A 19,544-nucleotide genomic window follows, 5' to 3' on the forward strand; every position below is an offset into this window, starting at 1 on the left:
CTCACTCCTTGCGGGCGGCGACGAACTGCACGACGGCCGTGAACGCGGCCAGGATCACGGCGGCGATCGCGAGCATGCCGCCCGCGGGGGCCAGCAGCTCCGCCGAGTCGGGCGTCGTCGCCATCAGGTTGAACAGCCGGTTGACCGGCGGCATCCCCTTGGCGAAGAGCGTGCCCATCACCAGGGCGAGGGCGGCCACCAGCGCGTACCCCTGCCGCCGGAAGACCAGCCGCGAGCACAGCACGCCGATGGCGATGCCCACCAGCGCGCAGGTCAGCTGCGCCTCCAGGCCCAGCAGCAGATCGACCGCCGTGACGTCGTAACTGCCCACCCACAGGGGGAAGAACAGTCCGAAGACCATCAGGGCCAGGCAGCTCAGCAGAGCCGTACCGATCACCGCCAGCAGAACCTTGAGGGACCGGCCGGAACTGACGACGACGATCGCCCGCTGAGTGGAGTCGTCCAGGCTCATCAGCGCGATGGTCAGCCACGTCGAGCAGACGAACAGCGCACCGGCGGACGAGGCGTAGGCCGGGGGCAACGGGCCGCTGCCGTTGACGGTCAGCACGCCCATCAACCCCGTGAACAGGAGCACCGGGGCGAGATAGCGCTGCGTGTGCAGCACGGTGGAGAAGGTGTAGCGGATGAGCGCGATCACCGCATGCCTCCGTTCATGGTGGCGTCCGTCGTGCGGTCGTGGTGCGCCGTTCCCGTCACCTGCAGGACGGACCAGCCGTGCTGCAGCGCCGTGTACAACAGGGCGTCGGTGGCCTCGCGGGCCACGGTCATCGTGACCCGCGTGGCCTGACGGCTCACCGCCAGCACGCCGTCCAGCCCCTCCCAGGGGAGGTCCTGGGGTGGGGGACCTGCCTCGGGGCCGGACAGGACGACGTCGGCTGCGGGCCGGTACGGGGCCGCCGCCGGCTCCGGGCCGCGCAGGGAGACCCGCCCTTGGACGACGGTGTAGGTCCGGGAGGCGCGGGCCCGGGTGACCGACTCCCGGTGGTCGGTGAACAGCACCGTGCCCCCGCCGTCGGAGACCTCGGTCATGATTTCGGCCAGGACGCCGTGGGCGGAGGCGTCCAGCCCCGACCACGGCTCGTCCAGGACGAGCAACCCCGGCTCCACCAGCAGGGCCTGGGCGAGCGCGACCTTCTGCGCGTTGCCCTTCGACAGACTCCGCAGCGGCGCCTCCTTGCCGCCCACCAGCGCCAGCCGGTCCAGCAGCCGGTGAGCCCGCGACGAGGCCGCCGAAGTGGTCAGCCCCCGGACGCGGCCCATGTGCGTCAGGTACGCCGCGGCCGACATGCGCTCGTTGGGGGAGAAGCGGTCGGGGACGTAGCCGATGACCGGGGGCCTCCCGGCCACCGTGCCGCGTGTCGGCCGGGACAGGCCGACCGCTATGCGCAGCAGGGTCGACTTTCCCGAACCGTTTCCGCCCGCGAATGCCACGACCTCGCCGGCGGGGGCCTCGACATCGACGTCTCTGAGAATCCAATCGCCTCTGCCGTAGCGCTTGCTCACCGCTTCAAGACGCAACAAGTGGACTCCTCGCCGGACGCGCTGATCTCCAGATGCGTGCAGGCTACAACGCCCGCTGTTCGGCCCGCGTCAGCTTGGTGGCGGGATCGCACACCGAGCTCCGCGAAGAGGCCGGCCAGCCGGTCCAGCCCCTCCTCGATCCGTTCGCCGGTGAGTGAGCTGACCGAAAGCCGCAGTTGGTGGGAGCCGCCCGAGCCGCTGTAGAAGTGGCACATCGGCGTCCACAGCACGCCGTGTTCGCGGGCGGAGAGTTCCAGCAGGTCGTCGTCGACCGTGAACGGCACGGTGACGCAGACGAAGAACCCTCCGGCAGGGGTGTTCCACGTGACGCCCGGGCAGTCGCCGAACCGGGCCTCGAGCCCCTCCACGACCTGGCGGAGATTGCTCCGGTAGATCTCCTGCTCCCGGGTGTTCGCCAGGTCCAGGCTGTACTCGTGCTCCAACAGCGCGCCGCCGACGACGGCTTGGGAGAGCGGCGAGGTGTTCACCGTCACCATGCTCTTGATCTTGGAGAGCTGGTCGGCGAACAACCCGAGCTCGCCCCGCGCGTCCGCCACGCGCTGGTCGGCCACCGCGTAGCCGACCCTGGCGCCGGGCAGCACGGTCTTGGCGAACGAACCGAGGTAGACCACCCGGCGGCCGGTGTCCAGCGCCTTGAGGGTGGGGGGAGTTCCCCCGCCGCCGTGGAAGAGGCCGTACGGGTTGTCCTCCAGGAGGAGGATGTCCTCCCGCTCGGCCACCTCCAGGAGGGCACGCCGCGCCGCCAGGTCCATGCTGACGCCGGACGGGTTGGCGAAGTCGGGCATGACGTAACACGCCCGCGGGCGCTCGCCCCGCTGCCGGGCGGCCCGGATCCGCGCCACCAGGTCGTCCAGGTCGATCCCCGAGGCGCCGCTGGAGACGGGCAGTACGGGCATGTCGACCAGGCGGGCCGCGCCGGTGAGCCCGACGTACATGGGCGAGACCGACAGCAGGACGTCGCGCTCGTCCGCCCGCAGCGCGCGCAGTACCAGGAACATCGCCTCCTGGCAGCCGACGGTCACCACGACCGACTCCGGATCGGCCTCGATGCCCTCGTCGCGCGCGAGGTGACGGGCGATGAGGTGGTGCACGACGCCCTTGGTGCGGCCGTACTGGCACAGGTCCGGCGCACCTCCTCCTCGGAGTACCCCAGTTCGTCGGAGAGATGGGCGCCGAAGGTCCGCAGGCGGCGGTGGACCGACTCCAGGTCGAAGAACCGCTCGACGGGGCGCCCGGGCGCGAAGGACAGTGCGTGCGGATAGCGCCCGGTGACCTCGTTGAGGAAGTTCATGGAGGTGAGAGCCGGGTCCTCCAGCGAACCGTGCAGGTCGGCGGTCACCAGGTCGGGGGTCGGTGCCTCACGCATGGGGTCGCGTCCATTCCGTGCGCAGGCCGGCCGCCGCGGCGGTGTCGGCACAGCCGGCCAGCGTCATGTTCTCGCTCAACTCGGTGCGCAGCAGGCCCAGTACCCGGTCCACGCCGTGCTCGCCGCCCGCTGCCAGGCCCCACAGCACCGGCCGGCCGAGCAGGACGCCGCGCGCGCCCAGGGCCAGCGCCTTGAGCACGTCCGTGCCGTCGCGCACGCCGCTGTCCAGCAGGACCTCGCAGTCGCCGGAGACGGCCTCGGCCACGGCGGGCAGCGCGCGGAGGCTGGGCACGGCACCGTCCAGCTGGCGGCCCCCGTGGTTGGAGACCACGACGCCGTCGGCGCCGGCGTCCACCGCCGCACGGGCGTCCCGCGGGTCCAGGATTCCCTTGACCACCAGCGGCAGCGACGTCCTGCCGCGCAGTTCCGCCAGGTCCCGCCAGGACAGGCCCGGTGCGAACGCCGCGCTGGTGTGCACGGCGAGCGCCGAGGCGCCGCCGAAGCGGCGGTGCGCCTCGGTCCCGGGGCCGGTGTCGAGGTTGGCGGCCCGCACGTGGTCCGGGAGCGCGAAGCCGTTGCGCACGTCCCGCAGCCGGCGGCCCATCACCGGTACGTCCACGGTGACCATCAGGGCCTCGCAGCCGGCGGCCTCGGCCCGGGCGACGAGTTCGTGGTTCTTGCCGCGGTCGCGCAGGCAGTACAGCTGGAACCAGGTGGTCGCGCCGGTGGCGGCGATGTCCTCCACCCGGTGGCTGCTCAGCGTGCTCACGACGTAGGGGACGCCCGCCGTACGCGCCGCGCGCGCGGCGGCGAGCTCGCCGTCCTCGTGGACCAGGCGCTGGTACGCCATGGGGGCGATGGCGACGGGCATGGCGGCGTCGCCGCCGAGCAGCCTGGCGCCGGTGTCGGCGGCGGTGACGCCGGTGAGCACCCGGGGCACGAGCGCGACGTCGGCGAAGGCGGCGCGGTTCGCGGCGAGTACCGCCTCCGTGCCGCTGCCGCCGTCGACGAAGTCCCGGACGGCGGGCTCGAGCACGGCCTCGGCGGCCGCCCGTACGTCGGCCAGGCACACTGCCGCCATGGCCCGGTTCGCATCGGCGGTGGTCATCCCAGCTGCTCCGCTTCGACCGCTTCGTACAGTGCCTTGATGTTCCCGCTGCCGAAGGTCGTGGCCCCGGCCCGCTCGATGACCTCGAAGAAGAGGGTCCGGCGGGGGTGCACCGACCTGGTGAAGATCTGGAAGAGCTGCCCCGCGTAGTCCTCGTCGGCCAGGATGTTCAGGGCGGCGAGCTCGTCGGTGGAGTGCCGGACCAGTCGCAGGCGGTCGCCGAGCATCCGGTAGTAGGCGGCGGGGGTGCTCAGGAATTCCACCCCCCGGGCGTGCATCGTGCCCACCGAGCGCACGACGTTCTCGGTACGGAACGCGATGTGCTGGACGCCCGCCCCGCCGTGGTTCTTGACGAAGTGGTCGATCTGCCCGGGCTCCCGGGAGGTGTCGGGCTCGATCAGGGTGAGCGTCACGGTGCCGGAAGGGTTCTGCACCACCTCCGAGTCCATCGCCTGGGCACCGACGACGATCTTCTCCGTGAAGGTGTTGCGGAAGCCCAGGACCCGTTCGTAGAACTCGACGGCGGGCCGGAGCCCGCCGGGCTCGAGGCACACCGCGAAGTGGTCGATCTCCAGCAGCCCGGTCGGTGCGGCGGGCTCCTGGCCGTGCGCCGGCACGAACCCCGGAAGCCGGTCCTCCGCGATTCCCTCCCGGCGCTGCACGAAGGTGTGCAGGACGTCGCCGAAGGCCCGCACCGACGCCATGATCACGCCCTCGCGTTCGACCGGCTCCGCCACGGGCACCGCGCCCCGGTGGACGGCCTCGGCGAAGGCGGCCGCGGCGTCGGACACCGTCAGGGCGATGTCGGCGACGCCCTCGCCGTGCTGCCGCGTGTACACGGCGGCGGGGTGGTCCTCGGTCGAGGCCTCGGTGAGCACCAGGCGTATCCGCTCACGGCCGACCGCCGCCGAACGCGCCCCGTCCCGCGCCGCGGCCGTGGCGTACACCTCGAAGCCGTAGGTGCGCGCGAGCTCGCCCACCTTCGCGTCGAGGTCCTCGACGTACAGCGTGACATGGTCGATGGACAGTTCTTGGAAGTCGGTCTTCCGTGGTGCGTTCACAGCCGCGTTCTCCTGAGTGCCGTTCGTTTCCCCGCCGGTGCGCGTCACGCCGCGCCGGTGCCCATCGCCGTGATCAGGCTGGTGGGGCGCATGTCCGTCCAGTGCTCCTCGACGTAGTCCAGGCACGCCTGACGGCTCTCCTTGCCGAACACCGCCGTCCAGCCGGCGGGCACCTCGGCGAAGGCCGGCCAGAGGGAGTGCTGTCCCTCGTCGTTGCGCAGCACGAAGTAGCTGCCGTTCTCGTCGTCGAAGGGGTTGGTCGCCATGGTGTTCTCCCGGTCCTTTCGTGATTACGAGCCGTCGGCGCCGCCGCCGGCCATCTTCCGGGCCAGTACCGGGCCGATGTCGGCCAGCGGTCCGGGCCGGGTCATCTCCTCGTGGCCGCAGGCCACGCGGTGTCGTTCCACCTGTCCGCCGACGTGCGGCAGCCACAGCCGGGCCGTCAGCGTCGCGGTGGCGTCCTGTGCGGCGGCGAAGTGCACGAGGTCGCCCTCGAAGACGCCCGGGGTGAACGCGCGCGCCGCCCGGGTGTTGCCGAGGTAGACCGATACGAGCCGGTCCGTCGCCGCCTCGTCGAGGTCGTGCCCGCCGGCCTCGCCGCGGACCGCCTCGGCGACCTCCGCCCGGTCCGGCGGCGGCACGGGAGTGCCCGCCAGCGGGTAGGCGTCAAGGACGGCCAGCAACGCGACCTCGGCGCCCGCGGCCCGCAGGCGCACGGCCATCTCGTGGGCGATCAGGCCGCCGACCGACCAGCCGACGAGGTGGTACGGGCCGTCCGGCTGCACCTCGCGGATCCGCTCCACGTACAGCGCGGCCGTCTCCTCGACCGTGGCGGGAAGGTCCTGCGGGGCCGACAGGCCCGGTGACTGCAGCGCGTACAGCGGGTGCCGGTCGGGGATGTGCCGGGAGAGCCCGGCGAACGACCAGCCCAGGCCGCCGGCCGCGTGGACGCAGAACAGCGCCGGTCCACCGGCTCCGCGCCGCAGCGGCAGCAGAACGTCAAGGGCGCCGGCCGCGCCCCCCTCCCGGCCACGGTCGGCCTCCAGCCGTTCGGCGAGCTCGGCGACCGTCGGGGCCTCGAACAGGGTGCGCAGCCCGATCTCGACGCCGAGCGCCTCGTGCAGACGGCCGATGAGCCCGGCCGCCAGCAGCGAGTGGCCGCCCAGGGCGAAGAAGCCGTCGTCGATCCCGACCTCGGGCACGCCGAGCGCCTCCGCGAACAGCTCGCACAGCAGTTCCTCGCGCGGCGTGCGCGGCTCGCGGCCGGACGGCGTGCCGAACACCGGGGCGGGCAGCGCCTTGCGGTCGAGCTTGCCGTTGGGGGTGAGCGGGAACCGCTCCAGCGGCACGACGGCCGCCGGCACCATGTGGCCGGGCAGCGCCGCGGCGACGTGCCGGCGCAGCGCGTCGGCGTCCACCGCGCACCCGGCGGCGGGCACGACGTAGCCGGTCAGCGTCCGCCCGCCGCGCCCGTCGTCGTAGAGGGTCACGGCGGCCTGCGCCACGTCCGAGTGGGCGAGGAGCACCGCCTCGATCTCGCCCGGCTCCACGCGGAAGCCGCGCACCGAGAGCTGGTGGTCCGCGCGGCCGGCGAAGTGCAGCCGGCCGTCCCGGTCCCAGTGCACGAGGTCGCCCGTGCGGTACATGCGGGCCCCCGCCGGGCCGTGCGGGTCGGCCACGAACCGCCCGGCGGTCAGCCCCGGCCGCCCCGCGTACCCGCGGGCCAGGCCGGGCCCGCCGACGTACAGTTCGCCGGTCACGCCCGGCGGCACGGGGCGCAGCCCGTCGTCCAGGACGTAGGCGCGGGCCCCGTCCAGGGGCCGGCCGATCGACGGTGCGTCGTCACCGGAGAGCGGCTCGCTCATCGTGGCGCAGACGGTGGCCTCGGTCGGCCCGTAGGCGTTGACGAGCCGGCGGCCCGTCCCCCACCGGCCCACCGCGTCCCGCGGCAGCGCGTCGCCCGCCGTGATCAGCGTGGTCACGGACGCCAGCGCCTCCGGCGGCAGCAGCGGCAGGGCGACGGGCGGCAGCGTCACATGGGTGATCGCGTGCCGGGTGAGCACCTCGGCCAGCGGGCGGCCCGGGGTCAGCTCGTCCTGGGTGGCCAGCACCAGTTCCGCGCCGGAGAGCAGCGCCATGCACACCTCGGAGAAGGCCGCGTCGAAGCTCGGGGACGCGAACTGCAGCACGCGGTCCCCCGGCCGGACGTGGAACCGCTCGATCTGCCGGGCCGCCAGGTTCGCCGTGCCGGCGTGGGTGACGAGCACGCCGTTGGGGCGTCCGGTGGATCCCGAGGTGTAGATGAGGTAGGCCGGGTGGTCCCGCAGCAGGGGCGCGGTACGGTCACCGTCCACCGGGTCGGTGGACGGCGCGGCGGCGATCCGGGCGGCGGTCTCCGGGGCGTCCACCGCCAGGACGGCGGTGCCCTCGGGCAGTTCTCCCGCGAGCTCGTCGTGGATCTCCCGATGGGTGAGCACCAGTGCCGGGCGGGCGTCGCCGAGCATGGTCCGGATCCGCTCGGCGGGGTAGCCGGGGTCGACCGGCAGGTAGGCGGCGCCCGACTTGAGCACCCCGAGCAGGGCCGCGATCTGCCCGGCCGAGCGGGGCAGCGCGAGCGCCACGACGCTCTCCGGCCCGAGGCCGAGGCCGATCAGCGTGTGTGCCAGCCGGTTCGCCTGCCGGTTCAGCTCCGCGTACGGCACGGTCGTCGTTCCGGACCGCAGGGCCACGGCGTCCGGGGTGCTCGCCGCCCGGTTCTGGAACAGCTCGGCGACGGTGCCCTCCGGCACGCTCGCCCCCGTCCCGCTCCAGCCGACGACGGCCCGCTCCTCGTCCGGCAGCAGTACGTCCACGGCACTGATCGGCTTCTGCGGAGCGGCGGAGAGGTCCTCCAGGAGCCGTGCCAGCCGGGCCACCAGGCCCCTCGCGGTGGCCTCGTCGAAGAGGTCCGCGCTGTAGCGCAGCTCGATCCCGATTCCGGCGGGCTCCGTTTCGTCGTCGAAGGCCTCGCCGAAGGTGAACTCGAGGTCGAACTTGGCGACGCCCGGGTCCGCGCCCTCCTCGGTCATGGTCAGGCCGGTCAGTTCGGCGCGCGGCGGCCGGTAGTTCCGCATCGTCGCCAGCACCTGGAACAGCGGGTGCCGGGACATGCTGCGCTCGGGGTTGAGGGCCTCCACCAGCCGCTCGAACGGCAGGTCCTGGTGGGCGTAGGCCGCCAGCGCGGTCTGCCGGACCCGCCGGACGAGGTCGCCGAACGCGGGGTCCCCCGAGGTGTCGGTGCGCAGTACCAGGGTGTTGACGAAGAACCCGACGAGGCCGTCGAGCGCCTCGTCGTCGCGTCCGGCGACGGGGGTGCCGACGGGGATGTCGGTGCCCGCTCCGAGCCGGGTGAGCAGGGCGGCGAGCCCCGCCTGCAGCACCATGAAGGGGGTGGCGCCGCTCTCCCGGGCCAGCTCGCGCAGCCGGCGGTGCAGACGCGCGTCCAGTTCCGCGGTCGCCGTGCCGCCACGGTGGCCGGCCACCGCCGGGCGCGGCCGGTCGGCCGGCAGCGCCAGTTCCTGCGGGATCCCGGCCAGGGCGGCGCGCCAGTAGGCCAGTTGCCGGGCGCCGAGGCTCTCCGGGTCGTCCTCGTCGCCCAGCAGCTCGCGCTGCCACAGGGCGTAGTCGGCGTACTGCACGGGCAGTGGCCGCCAGTCGGGGGCCGCACCGGAGCGCCTCGCCCGGTAGGCCGTTGCGAGCTCCTGGGCCAGCGGGGCGAGCGAGGCGCCGTCGCAGGCGATGTGGTGCAGCACCAGCAGGAGCACGTGCTCGGTGGGGCCGAGCCGGAACACGGTGACCCGCAGCGGGAGGTCGCGGGTCAGGTCGAAGCCGCGCCCCGCCGCCTCGGCGAGGGCGCCGGGCAGCCGGTCCTCGACGGTGTCGACCAGGGCCGGCCGGGGTGCGGCCCCGGCGGCCTCCCGCACCAGCTGGCAGGGGACCCCTCGGACCTCCGGATAGACCGTGCGCAGCGTCTCGTGCCGGCCGACCACGTCGGCCAGGGAGGCCCGGAGCGCGTCCAGGTCGAGGTCCCCGGTCAGCCGCAGCGCCATCGGCACGTTGTAGGTGGCGCCCGTGCCGTCCAGTCGGTTCAGCAGCCACAGCCGCTGCTGGGCGTACGAGAGCGGGATCAGCTCCGGCCGTTCGGCCCGGCCGAGGGGCGCGCGGGCCGCCCCGGCCCCGGCGAGCCGCTCGGCGAGAGCGGCGGGTGTGGGCGTCTCGAAGACGGCCCGCAGGGCCAGTTCGGCGCCGAAGGCCGTCCGGACGGCGTTGACCAGCCGGGTGGCCAGCAGGCTGTGTCCGCCGTGGTCGAAGAAGCTGTCGTCGGGGCCGACGGACGGCACGCCGAGGACGTCCGCGAAGAGCGCGCACATGAGCTCCTCCGCGGGGGTGCGCGGGGCGCGTGCGGGCTCGGAAGCCCGGAAGTCGGGGGCGGGCAGGGCTTTTCTGTCGAGCTTGCCGTTGGCGTTGACCGGCAGGGCGTCCAGGACCACGGTCGCGGCCGGTGCCATGTGATCCGGCAGCGTGGCGGTGATGTGGTGGGTCAGCTCCTCGTGCGAGGGGCGGGTGTCCGCCGCCGTCGTGACGTAGGCGACGAGTTTGTGATCACCGGCAGGGGTGGTGTGGGTGGTGACGGTGGCGTGGGTGATGGCGGGGTGCCGGGAGAGAACGGTCTCGATCTCCCCGAGTTCGATCCGGAACCCGCGGATCTTGACCTGCTGGTCGGCGCGCCCCAGGTAGTGCAGCACGCCGTCGGCGTCCCAGCGGGCCAGGTCGCCGGTGCGGTACATGCGCGAGCCCGGCCGCCCGTGGGGGTCGGGTACGAAGTGGCGGGCGGTCAGGCCGGGCCGGCCGAGATAGCCGTCGGCGACCTTGGGGCCGGCCAGGTAGAGCTCGCCGGCGACCCCGGCCGGGACCGGGCACAGCCGGGAGTCCAGGACGTAGGCGCGGGTGCCGGACAGCGGCTGCCCGATGGGCGGTGCGCACACCTGGCCGGGTTCGCTCTCGTACCAGCCGGTGGCGTAGACGGTGGATTCGGTCGGCCCGTACAGGTTGGCTATGCGCACCCCGGGGGCCTGGTGCCGCAGCCTGCGCACCAGTTGCTCGGGCAGAGCCTCGCCCGCCAGGACGATCCGGTGGCAGTCCAGGGGCGTGCCGGCGTCCAGCAGGGCGGAGACGACCGAGGGCACGCCGCTGATCAGCGTTCCCGACCACGGCCGCTCGGCGAGCGCGAGCAGGTCGGGCACCACTTCGATGCTGCCGCCGGCCAGCAAGGGCGCGAAGATCTCGAACACCGACACGTCGAAGGACAGCGACGTCGACGCCAGCACCCTCGCCAGGCCCTGCTCGCCGAAGCGTCGCACCGCCCACGCCAGGAACACCGACATGGACCGACGCGAGACCACCACGCCCTTCGGCGTCCCCGTCGACCCCGACGTGTAGATCACATAGGCCGGGGAGGCGGCCATGGCCGGCCCGTGGGCGGCGAGCGGCGCGTCGGGCAGTTCCGCGAGCTCCGCGGCGGTCCGCGCGCCGTCCAGGACGAGGGCCGGCGTCCCGGCGGCGGGCAGGCGGTCCGCGACCGACTGCTTTGTCACCACCAGGCCCGGGGCGGCATCGGCCAGCATGAACGCGATGCGTTCCGCCGGGTATCCCGGGTCCACCGGCACATATCCCGCGCCGGCCTTGAGCACCGCCCATACGGCTACGACCATCTCGGCGGACCGCGGTACCGCCACCGCCACCAGATCGCCCGGGTGCACACCGCGCGCCCGCAGCAGCCGCGCCAGCCGGTTCGCCCGGCCGTCCAGTTCCGCGAAGGGCAGCGTGACGTCACCGCAGACCACCGCCGTGGCCCCCGGCGAGCGTGCGGCCTGCGCCTCGAACGCCGTCACCACGTCCTCGGCGGACTGCGGGTCGCCCGTGCCGCCCCACACCTCGACGATCCGGTCGCGCTCGTCCTCCGAGAGGATGTCGACGGCGCCGAGGGGCAGGTGCGGGTCGGCGGCGACGGCTTCCAGCAGGCGGATGAGCCGGCGCGTCATCAGGGCGACCGTGTCCCGGTCGAAGAGGTCGGCGCTGTAGGAGACCTGACCGACAATGCCGCCCGGTGTGCCGTGCTCGTCGAAGCGCTCGCCCAGCTGGAAGTCGAGGTCGAACTTCACCGAGGTGGACTCGAGGTCGGGCACGTTCACCCGCAGCCCGGGCAGCTGTGGTTCGGGCTCCGCGGTGTTCCGCAGCGCGAGCATGACCTGGAAGAGGGGGTGCCGGCCCAGGGAGCGGGCCGGGTTGAGCACCTCGACCAGTCGCTCGAAGGGCACGTCGGGGTTGGCGTAGGCCGCCAGGTCCGCTTGGGCCACGCGGCCGACGAGCTCGGCGAAGTCCGGGTCCCCGGAGGTGTCGGTGCGCAGCACCAGGGTGTTGACGAAGAAGCCGACGAGGTCGTCGAGGGCCTTGTCGTCCCGGCCGGCGATCGGGGTGCCGACGGGGATGTCCGTACCGGCGCCGAGCTTGGTCAGCAGGGCGGCGAGGCCGGCCTGCAGGACCATGAACAGGCTCGCGCCGTGCTCCCGTGCCAGGCGCGCCAGGCGGTCGTGCAGGGCGGGAGCGATCTCGAAGGGCACCGCCCCGCCCCGGTAGCTGAACTCCGCCGGCCGGGGCCGGTCCGTGGGCAGGGCCAGCTCCTCGGGCAGCCCGGCGAGGGCCTCGCGCCAGTGGGCCAGCTGTCCGGAGATCCGGCTGTCCGGGTCCTGTTCGTTCCCGAGCACCTCGCGCTGCCACAGGGCGTAGTCGGCGTACTGGACGGCCAGCGGCGCGAAGTCCGGCGCGCGATGTTCGGCGCGGGCGGCGTAGGCCGTGGCGACGTCGTCCGCGAGCGGCGCCATGGACCAGCCGTCGCCCGCGATGTGGTGCAGCACCACCAGGAGGACGTGCTCGTCGGGTGCCGTTGCGAACAGGGTGGCGCGCAAGGGGAGTTCGAGGGTGAGGTCGAAGCCTCGCCGGCAGGCCTCGGCCAGGGCCCGGTGCGCGTCCCTCTCGTCGACCTCGACCACGTCGAGGCCGACCGTGACGGCGGACGGGTCGTGCACGAGCTGGCTCGGCTCGCCCCCGACTTCGGGGAACGTGGTGCGCAGGCTTTCGTGCCGGGCCACCACGTCCCGCAGCGCGGCGGCCAGGGCCCGCCGGTCCAGAGCGCCGGAGAGCCGCAGCGCCACGGGGATGTTGTAGGCGCCGCTCGGTTCCCCGAGGCGGTTGAGGAACCACAGGCGCCGCTGGGCGTACGACAGCGGCACCACGGCGGGCCGGTCCATCGGGACCAGCGCGGGCCGGCCGTGGTCGGCGTCGCCCAGGCGCTGGGCCAGCTCCGCGACGGTCGGCGCCTCGAAGACCGCTCGCACGGTGAGCTCGACGCCCAGGGTGGCACGAACGGCGTTGACCAGACGGATCGCCAGCAGAGAGTGGCCGCCCAGCTCGAAGAAGCCGTCGTCGATCCCGACGCCGGGCACCCCGAGCACCTCGGCGAACAGGCCGCAGAGGGTCTCCTCCCGTGGTGTGCGGGGGGCGCCGCCGCGTACTTCACCGATCAGGTCCGGCACCGGCAGCAGGGCGCGGTCGAGCTTGCCGTTCTCGGTGACGGGCAGGGAGTCGAGCACCACGAACGCGGCGGGGATCATGTAGTCGGGCAGCCACTCGCGCAGGTAGTCCCGCAGGGAGGCGTTCAACTGCCCCGATTCGCGGAAGGCGACCGGGTCGTTCGTGAGGCCGCCCGCATACGCCTTCCCGTCGTCACCGGCGGCGTGCGTGGACAGGGGGTCGGCCGGGGAGGCCGCCGAGGCGGCCACGAACAGCGCGTCCAGCCGGCCCTCGGCGTCGCCCTCGGTCCAGGTGAGCACGGTCCGGTAGCCGAGTTCCGCGCCCAGCGCGACGAGGTCCTCGGGGTCCACGCCGTGGGCGCTCCGGTACGCCTCCCGCACGCGGGCGAGGTCCTCGCCCGCCACCAGGGACCGGGCGGCCGCCGCCTCGGCCGCGGTACGGGCGTTCGGCACGCCCGTCACCCGGACCGTCTCCGGCCGGTCGCGGTCCAGTCCGGCCCGCAGCGCGGGCAGGCCCGCGACGTCGTCCCCCCAGCTCCACACGGGTGCCCCGGCGAACGTGACCAGGTCCTCGGGCCGCTTGCGGTGCAGCACGACGTCGTAGCGGTACCGGCTGAGCTCGTTGTGGTGCCGGCCGCTCTTGACCCGGACGTCCACGCCGCCCACGTGGGCGTTGCCGGAGCGGAAGCGGTGGAAGAACGCGGGCGCGACGAGGAGTTCCTTCTCCTTCAGAACGCGCCGGTCGACGTCCCGGCGCAGCGCGGACGCGCTCTCGGGGTCCGGCGTGCGCGCGAGGGCGACCGCCGTGTGGAAGCCGCGCAGGAGCGTGAGGTTGCGTACGTCGCCGACGAACACCGCGCCGCCGGGGACGACCAGGTCGACGGCCTTGGCCAGCACGGACTCCAGGTATCCGGCGTGCGGGAAGTACTGGGTGACCGAGTTGATCATCACGGTGTCGAAGTGGCCCTCGGGGAGCCCGTCGAAGTCGTCGGCGGCCTGGACGCGCAGTTCGACGCGGGCGTCGAGTGCGGGGTGGCGGCCGAGCTCGTCCCGGAGCGAGGCGATCGCCTCGGCGGAGAAGTCGGTCGCCCAGTAGGACTCGCAGTCCCCGGCGAGCCGGCTCAGGATGAGCCCGCTGCCGACGCCGATCTCCAGTACGCGCCGGGGACGCAGCGCACGGATGCGCTCCACGATGGACTCGCGCCACTCGCGCATCTGCTCCAAGGGGAGCGGTTCGCCGTCGTAGCTGCTGTCCCAGCCGGAGAAGTCCTCGCCGAACTCCGCCTCGGAGGTCCGGCCGTACATGCCGTCGTAGATCTGCCGCCACTCGGTGACCTGCTCGCGCGTGCCGGCCTCGAGGCGGTCCGTCAGCCGCTGCCAGTCGGCGACCACATAGCCGACGAGCTGCGCCTCGCCCAGGTGGTCGGGGCGGGCGAGGACCTCGGCCTCGCGCACGTCCGGGTGCCGGGCGACGGCCGCGGCGATCTCGCCCGGCTCGATGCGGAAGCCGCGGATCTTGACCTGGTGGTCGGCGCGTCCGGCGAACTCCAGTCGCCAGTCGGCGTTCCACCGTCCCAGGTCCCCGGTGCGGTACATCCGGGCCCCGGGCGGGCCGAAGGGGTCGGCGACGAACTGCTCGGCGGTGCGGCCGGGGAGGTTGAGGTAGCCGCGGGCGAGGCCGGCGCCGGCGAGGTAGAGCTCTCCCGTCACGCCCTGGGGCACCGGCCGCAGGTGCGCGTCCAGGACGTAGACCCGGGTGTCGGCGAGCGGGCGGCCGATCGGCACGGCCGCGCCGGCCGCGTAGGGGGCGCGCACCTCGTGCTGGGTCGCGCAGAGGGTGGCCTCGGTGGGCCCGTACAGCTGACGGACGACCGCGCCCGGGGCGTGTTCGAGGACGCGCTCCACCGCGACCGGCGAGACGACGTCGCCGCCGGTGAGGACTTCCCGCACGCCCGCGAGGGCGCCGGGCGCGTCCTCGGCGAGCACCCGGAAGAGGCCCGCGGTGAAGTGCACCGCGGTGATCTCCTCCTGCTCGATCAGGCGGGTGAGCGCGGCGGTGTCCAGGCGGCCGGGCGGCGCGAGCACGACCAGGCCGCCGGCCAGCAGGGTCACCCACAGCTCGTAGTCGGAGATGTCGAAGGCGTACGGCGCGTGCAGCAGGACGCGTTCGTGGTGCCCGGTGTCCCAGCACGGGTCGCAGGCCAGCGCGAGGAGCTCGCGGTGCGCGACGGCCACGCCCTTGGGGGTGCCCGTGGAGCCGGAGGTGTACATGATGTAGGCGAGCTGGTCCGGGTGGACCGGCACCGCCGGGTCGTGGGAGGGCTCGTGGGCCAGGGCGGGGTCGTCGTCGAGGACGATCACCGTCGCGTCGTGGTCGAAACCGCGCGCGAGCATGGCCCGGTCGGTGAGCAGCACGCTCGACCGGGTGTCGGCCATGACCCACTCGAGCCGCTCGGCGGGGAACGCCTCGTGCAGCGGTACGTAGGTGCCGCCGGCCTTGAGCACGGCGAGGACGGCCACCGCCAGCTCCGGTGAGCGCTCCAGGAACACGGCGACCCGTGTCTCCGGGCCGACGCCGAGCCCGATGAGGCGGTGGGCCAGCCGGTTGGCGTGCTCGTCCAGCTCGCGGCGGGTCAGCTCGCGGTCGCCCGCGCGGACGGCGGGGGCGTCGGGCCCGGCGGCGGTGACCTCGGCGAGCCGCCGGTGCACGGTGGTGGTGGGACGGCCCCGCTCGCTCCAGGTGCCCAGCAGCCGGTCGCGTTCCTCGGCGGCCAGGATGTCGATGGCGCCCAGCTGCTGGCGGGGGTCGCGGGCGACGGAGTCCAGGAGCCGGATGAATCGTTCCGCCAGGGTCGTGGCGGTGTCCCGGTCGAAGAGGTCGGTGCTGAACTCCAGGACGCCGGTGACCCCGCCCGGCGTGTGCCCGGCGCCGAAGGTCTCCGTGACGTTGAACGCCAGGTCGAACTTGGCGGGCCGCAGCGCGTCCGGCTCCACCGCCACGTCCAGACCGGGGAGCGTCAGCTGGGCCTCGGCGTTGTTCTGCAGCGCGAGGAAGACCTGGAACAGGGGGTGCTGGGAGAGCGAGCGCACCGGGTTGAGCAGCTCGACCAGCCGCTCGAAGGGCACGTCCTGGTGGCTGTAGGCCGCGAGCGCGGTCTCGCGGACCCGCCGCAGCAGGTCGCTGAAACGCGGGTCGCCGGAGGTGTCGGTGCGCAGCACGAGGGTGTTGACGAAGAAGCCGACCTGCTCGTCGAGCGCGGCGTCCGTACGGCCCGAGATGGGGCTGCCGACGGGGATGTCGGTGCCCGCGCCCAGCCGGGTGCACAAGGTGGCGACGGCGGCCTGGAGCACCATGAACAGGCTGACGTTGTGGCGCCGGGCGAGGTCGAGGAGGCGTGCGTGCAGCGCGGCGTCGAGCTCGATGTCCACGGTGTCGCCGCGGAAGCTGAGCTTGCGCGGCCGCGGCCGGTCGGTGGGCAGGGCCAGCTGCTCGGGCAGCCCGCGCAGCGTGCGGCGCCAGAAGTCGGTCTGGGCGCTCAGGGCGCTGTCCGGGTCGTCCTCGTCGCCCAGCACCTCGCGCTGCCACAGCGTGTAGTCCGCGTACTGGACGGGCAGTGGCGTCCAGTCGGGGGCCGCTCCGCCGAGCCGGGCCGCGTAGGCGGTCCCCAGGTCGCGGGCGAGTGGTGCCATGGACCAGCCGTCGCCGGCGATGTGGTGCAGGACCAGCAGCAGGACGTGTTCGTCCCCGCCGAGCGGGAAGAGGTGTGCCCGCAGGGGGAGTTCGGTGGTGAGGTCGAAGCCGAGCGCCGAGGCGGCCGAGAGGGCCTCGGACAGCCCGTCCTCGGTCGTGGGCGTGACGGTCAGCGTGGGCCGGGCGGTGCCGGCTTCGAGGATCTGCTGGCGGGGTTCGCCGCCCGCGTCGGGGTAGACGGTGCGCAGCGATTCGTGCCGGGCCGCCAGGTCGGCCAGGGCCGCGTCGAGCGCGGTGTGGTCGAGCCGGCCGGAGAGCCGCAGCGTCGCCTGGATGTTGTAGGCGGCCCCGCCGTCCTCCAGTCGGTTGAGGAACCACAGGCGCCGCTGACCGTGGGAGAGGGGGAGTTCGGCGGGCCGGTCGGCGGGGGCCAGGGCCGGCCGGGCCCGGTCGCCGCCCGCGAGGCGGGACGCGAGCTCCTGCACGGTGGGCGCCTCGAAGACGGTGCGCACCGGAATCTCGACCCCGAGCCGGGAGCGGATGCCGTTGGTCAGACGGGTGGCCAGCAGTGAATGGCCACCCGTGTCGAAGAAGTTGTCGTCGACGCCGACGGAGGGCACCCCGAGCACCTCGGCGAACAGGCCGCACAGGATCTCTTCCTGCGGTGTGCGCGGCCCCCGGCCGGTGGTCGTGGCGGCGAAGTCGGGGGCGGGCAGGGCCTTGCGGTCGAGCTTGCCGTTGGGGGTCAGGGGCAGCGCCTCGAGCGCGACGATCGCGGCCGGCACCATGTACGAGGGGAGCCGTTCGGCGAGGTGGGCGCGGAGCACGGCGGGGTCGGCCGCGTCGGCACCGGGGCCGGGCACCGCGTAGGCGACCAGCCGCTTCTCGCCGGCCGGGTCCTCGTGCACCACGACGGCGGCCCGGTGGACGGACGGGTGCCCGTTCAAGGCACCCTCGATCTCACCGAGTTCGATGCGGAAGCCGCGGATCTTGACCTGGTGGTCGACCCGGTCGAGGAATTCCAGCTGTCCGTCGGGGCGTCGGCGCACGAGGTCGCCGGTGCGGTACATCCGGGCGCCCGCCGGGCCGAAGGGATCGGCCACGAAACGCTGGGCGGTGAGCCCGGGCCGGTTGAGGTAGCCACGGGCGACGCCGGAACCGGCGAGGTAGAGCTCGCCCGCCACGCCGGCGGGCACCGGCCGCAGCCCGCCGTCGAGCACGTACGCACGGGTGTTGGCGAGCGGCAGGCCGATGGGCGGCCGTCCGCCGTCCTCCTCGTCCAGGGGCGCCGCGGTGGACCAGATCGTCGTCTCGGTCGGCCCGTAGACGTTGGTGACCTCCCGCGCGGAGGCGCGCAGCGCGCGCGAGAGCGGCTCGGGCAGTGCCTCGCCGCCGACCAGGACCCTGAGCTGTTCGCCGTCCTCGGGGTGCCCGGCGGCCAGCAGGCTCTGCCACAGCGCGGGTGTCGCCTGCATCACGGTGGCGCCCGAGGCGGAGATGAGCTTGCCCAGGGCGTACGGGTCCCCGCTCGCCTCCTTCGGCGCGAGGACGAGCCGCCCGCCGCTGACGAGCGGCAGGAGCAGCTCGAGGTTGGCGATGTCGAAGCCGAACGTCGTCACCGCCAGCAGGCGGTCCTCCGGCCCGAAGGAGAGCCGGTCCCGGAAGTCCGCGAGCAGGTTGACGAGGTTCTCGCCGGTGACGACAGTCCCCTTGGGCGCCCCGGTGGACCCGGAGGTGTAGATGACATAGGCGGGGTTGCGGGGATGGGCGCTATTGCTCTGGTCGAGCGGCATTCTTCAAATCCTCGTCGCGATGCGTGCGATGCGCTGCTTGCTCAGCCGGGCGGTTCGCTGGTTCAGCGGCGGGTGAAAAGGGTGGCGGGCAGGCGCACGGGGCCCAGCACACCAATCGACTCGTGGAACTCCACGGGGCCTTCGCGATTGATTTCGACGCGCTCGGAGCGGCGCAGCAGAGTTTCCATGGCGATACGGGTTTCCAGCCTGGCCAGGGGTGCGCCCAGGCAGTAGTGGATTCCCTTTCCGAACGCAAGGTGACGTCCGGAATTACGGCGGATGTCGAATGTGTCGGGATTTTCGAAACGCCGGGGGTCGCGGTGCGCCGAGGCCAGCCACACACAGACCATGGAACCGGCGGGGATGGTGCGTCCGCCCAGTTCCGCATCGCACGTGGTGAGGCGCTGGTCGCGGACGAGTGGTGGCCGCCAGCGCAGCACTTCTTCGATCGCGCCGGGCAGGAGTTCCGGCTGTCGGCGCACTTCCGCCAGCGCGGCGGGGTGCTCGTCGAGCGTCATCACGGTATTTGCGGTCAATACGGATGCGGGCAGATATCCGGCGATCAGGAACATGCCGATGACGCCGACGATCTCCTCGTCGTCCAGGCCCCGGCCGTCGACCTCGGTCGTCGCGAGCCTGCTCGTGAGGTCGTCCTGCGGCCGGGCGCGCCGCTCGCGGATGTGGTGCACCAGGTACTCGCTCGCCCGCCGCACGAGGTCGGCCACGTTCTGCATGGCGGCCTCGTCGGCGACGCTCAGCTCTCCCGCGGGACGCGAACCCAGCAGGGCCCTGGCCCACTCCGAGATCATCGGGTGGTCGTCCTCGGGGATGCCGAACAGCTCCGCGATGACGATCGCGCTCAGCGGTCCGGCGAACTCGCCGACCAGGTCGAGGGGGGCCACGGGGCCGCGCTCCTCGACGACGGCGTCCAGCAGCCGCCCGGCGATCTGCGCGATGCGGGGTTCCAGCGCCGCGGTGACCCGCGGTGAGAAGGCCTGGCTGACGAGGGCGCGCAGCTGGGTGTGGTCCGGCGGGTCGATCCCGACGAAGTTGCCCCGGGCCGCGCGCGCCAGCTGGCGCTGGTCCTCGGGGATGAAGTGGTTCATGTCGCTGGAGAAGGTCCGGAAGTCGCCCAGGACCCGCACCGCCTCGTCGTGGCGGAAGACCTCCCAGACGCCCGGCTCCCGGCTCTCGCCGACCGCCTCGACCTCGCGCCGGCCGTCCAGATACGCGAAGAACTCTTCGATGCGCCTGTCGAACGGCAGACGGGTCAGTGCCGCGAAATCGGTCAACGGAAATCCCCCAAGAATGCGCGCAAAAGCAGGCGCCATTAA

7 protein-coding genes and 1 pseudogene are annotated in these 19,544 nt (G+C 73.5%); all 8 read right to left on the minus strand.

Annotated features, from left to right (window positions below):
* Position 1 precedes the first annotated feature (1 nt).
* Positions 2–658 carry a hypothetical protein gene (locus ABZ956_RS05940; protein ID WP_361887545.1) on the minus strand — a complete coding sequence of 219 codons (657 nt, stop codon included), beginning with the start codon at positions 656–658 and terminating at the stop codon, positions 2–4.
* Positions 655–1,539: an ABC transporter ATP-binding protein gene (locus ABZ956_RS05945; protein WP_361888035.1), complete on the minus strand. Its 885-nt coding sequence runs from the start codon at positions 1,537–1,539 to the stop codon at positions 655–657. Before ABZ956_RS05945 ends, ABZ956_RS05940 begins: the two co-directional genes overlap by 4 nt.
* Positions 1,521–2,929: pseudogene (locus ABZ956_RS05950) on the minus strand (PLP-dependent aminotransferase family protein). Before ABZ956_RS05950 ends, ABZ956_RS05945 begins: the two are co-directional and overlap by 19 nt.
* A complete protein-coding gene (locus tag ABZ956_RS05955; protein WP_361887548.1) occupies positions 2,922–4,037 on the minus strand; it encodes an alpha-hydroxy acid oxidase in 1,116 nt (371 codons plus the stop codon). The pseudogene ABZ956_RS05950 and the gene ABZ956_RS05955 overlap by 8 nt, the downstream one beginning before the upstream one ends.
* Positions 4,034–5,098, minus strand: coding sequence for a 4-hydroxyphenylpyruvate dioxygenase (gene hppD, locus ABZ956_RS05960; RefSeq protein ID WP_361887551.1), 1,065 nt, complete (start codon positions 5,096–5,098; stop codon positions 4,034–4,036). The genes ABZ956_RS05955 and hppD overlap by 4 nt, the downstream gene beginning before the upstream one ends.
* Before the next feature lie 44 nt (positions 5,099–5,142).
* On the minus strand, positions 5,143–5,364 hold the full coding sequence (locus ABZ956_RS05965) for an MbtH family protein (protein ID WP_361887554.1): 222 nt from the start codon (positions 5,362–5,364) through the stop codon (positions 5,143–5,145).
* A 24-nt stretch (positions 5,365–5,388) separates the two neighbouring features.
* Complete coding sequence (locus ABZ956_RS05970) at positions 5,389–18,210, minus strand: amino acid adenylation domain-containing protein (RefSeq protein WP_361887557.1); 12,822 nt, start codon at positions 18,208–18,210, stop codon at positions 5,389–5,391.
* Between the two features lie 62 nt (positions 18,211–18,272).
* Complete coding sequence (locus ABZ956_RS05975) at positions 18,273–19,502, minus strand: cytochrome P450 (protein ID WP_361887560.1); 1,230 nt, start codon at positions 19,500–19,502, stop codon at positions 18,273–18,275.
* Positions 19,503–19,544 lie beyond the last annotated feature (42 nt).

Source organism: Streptomyces sp. NPDC046261, from assembly GCF_040646235.1.
Classification (GTDB): domain Bacteria; phylum Actinomycetota; class Actinomycetes; order Streptomycetales; family Streptomycetaceae; genus Streptomyces.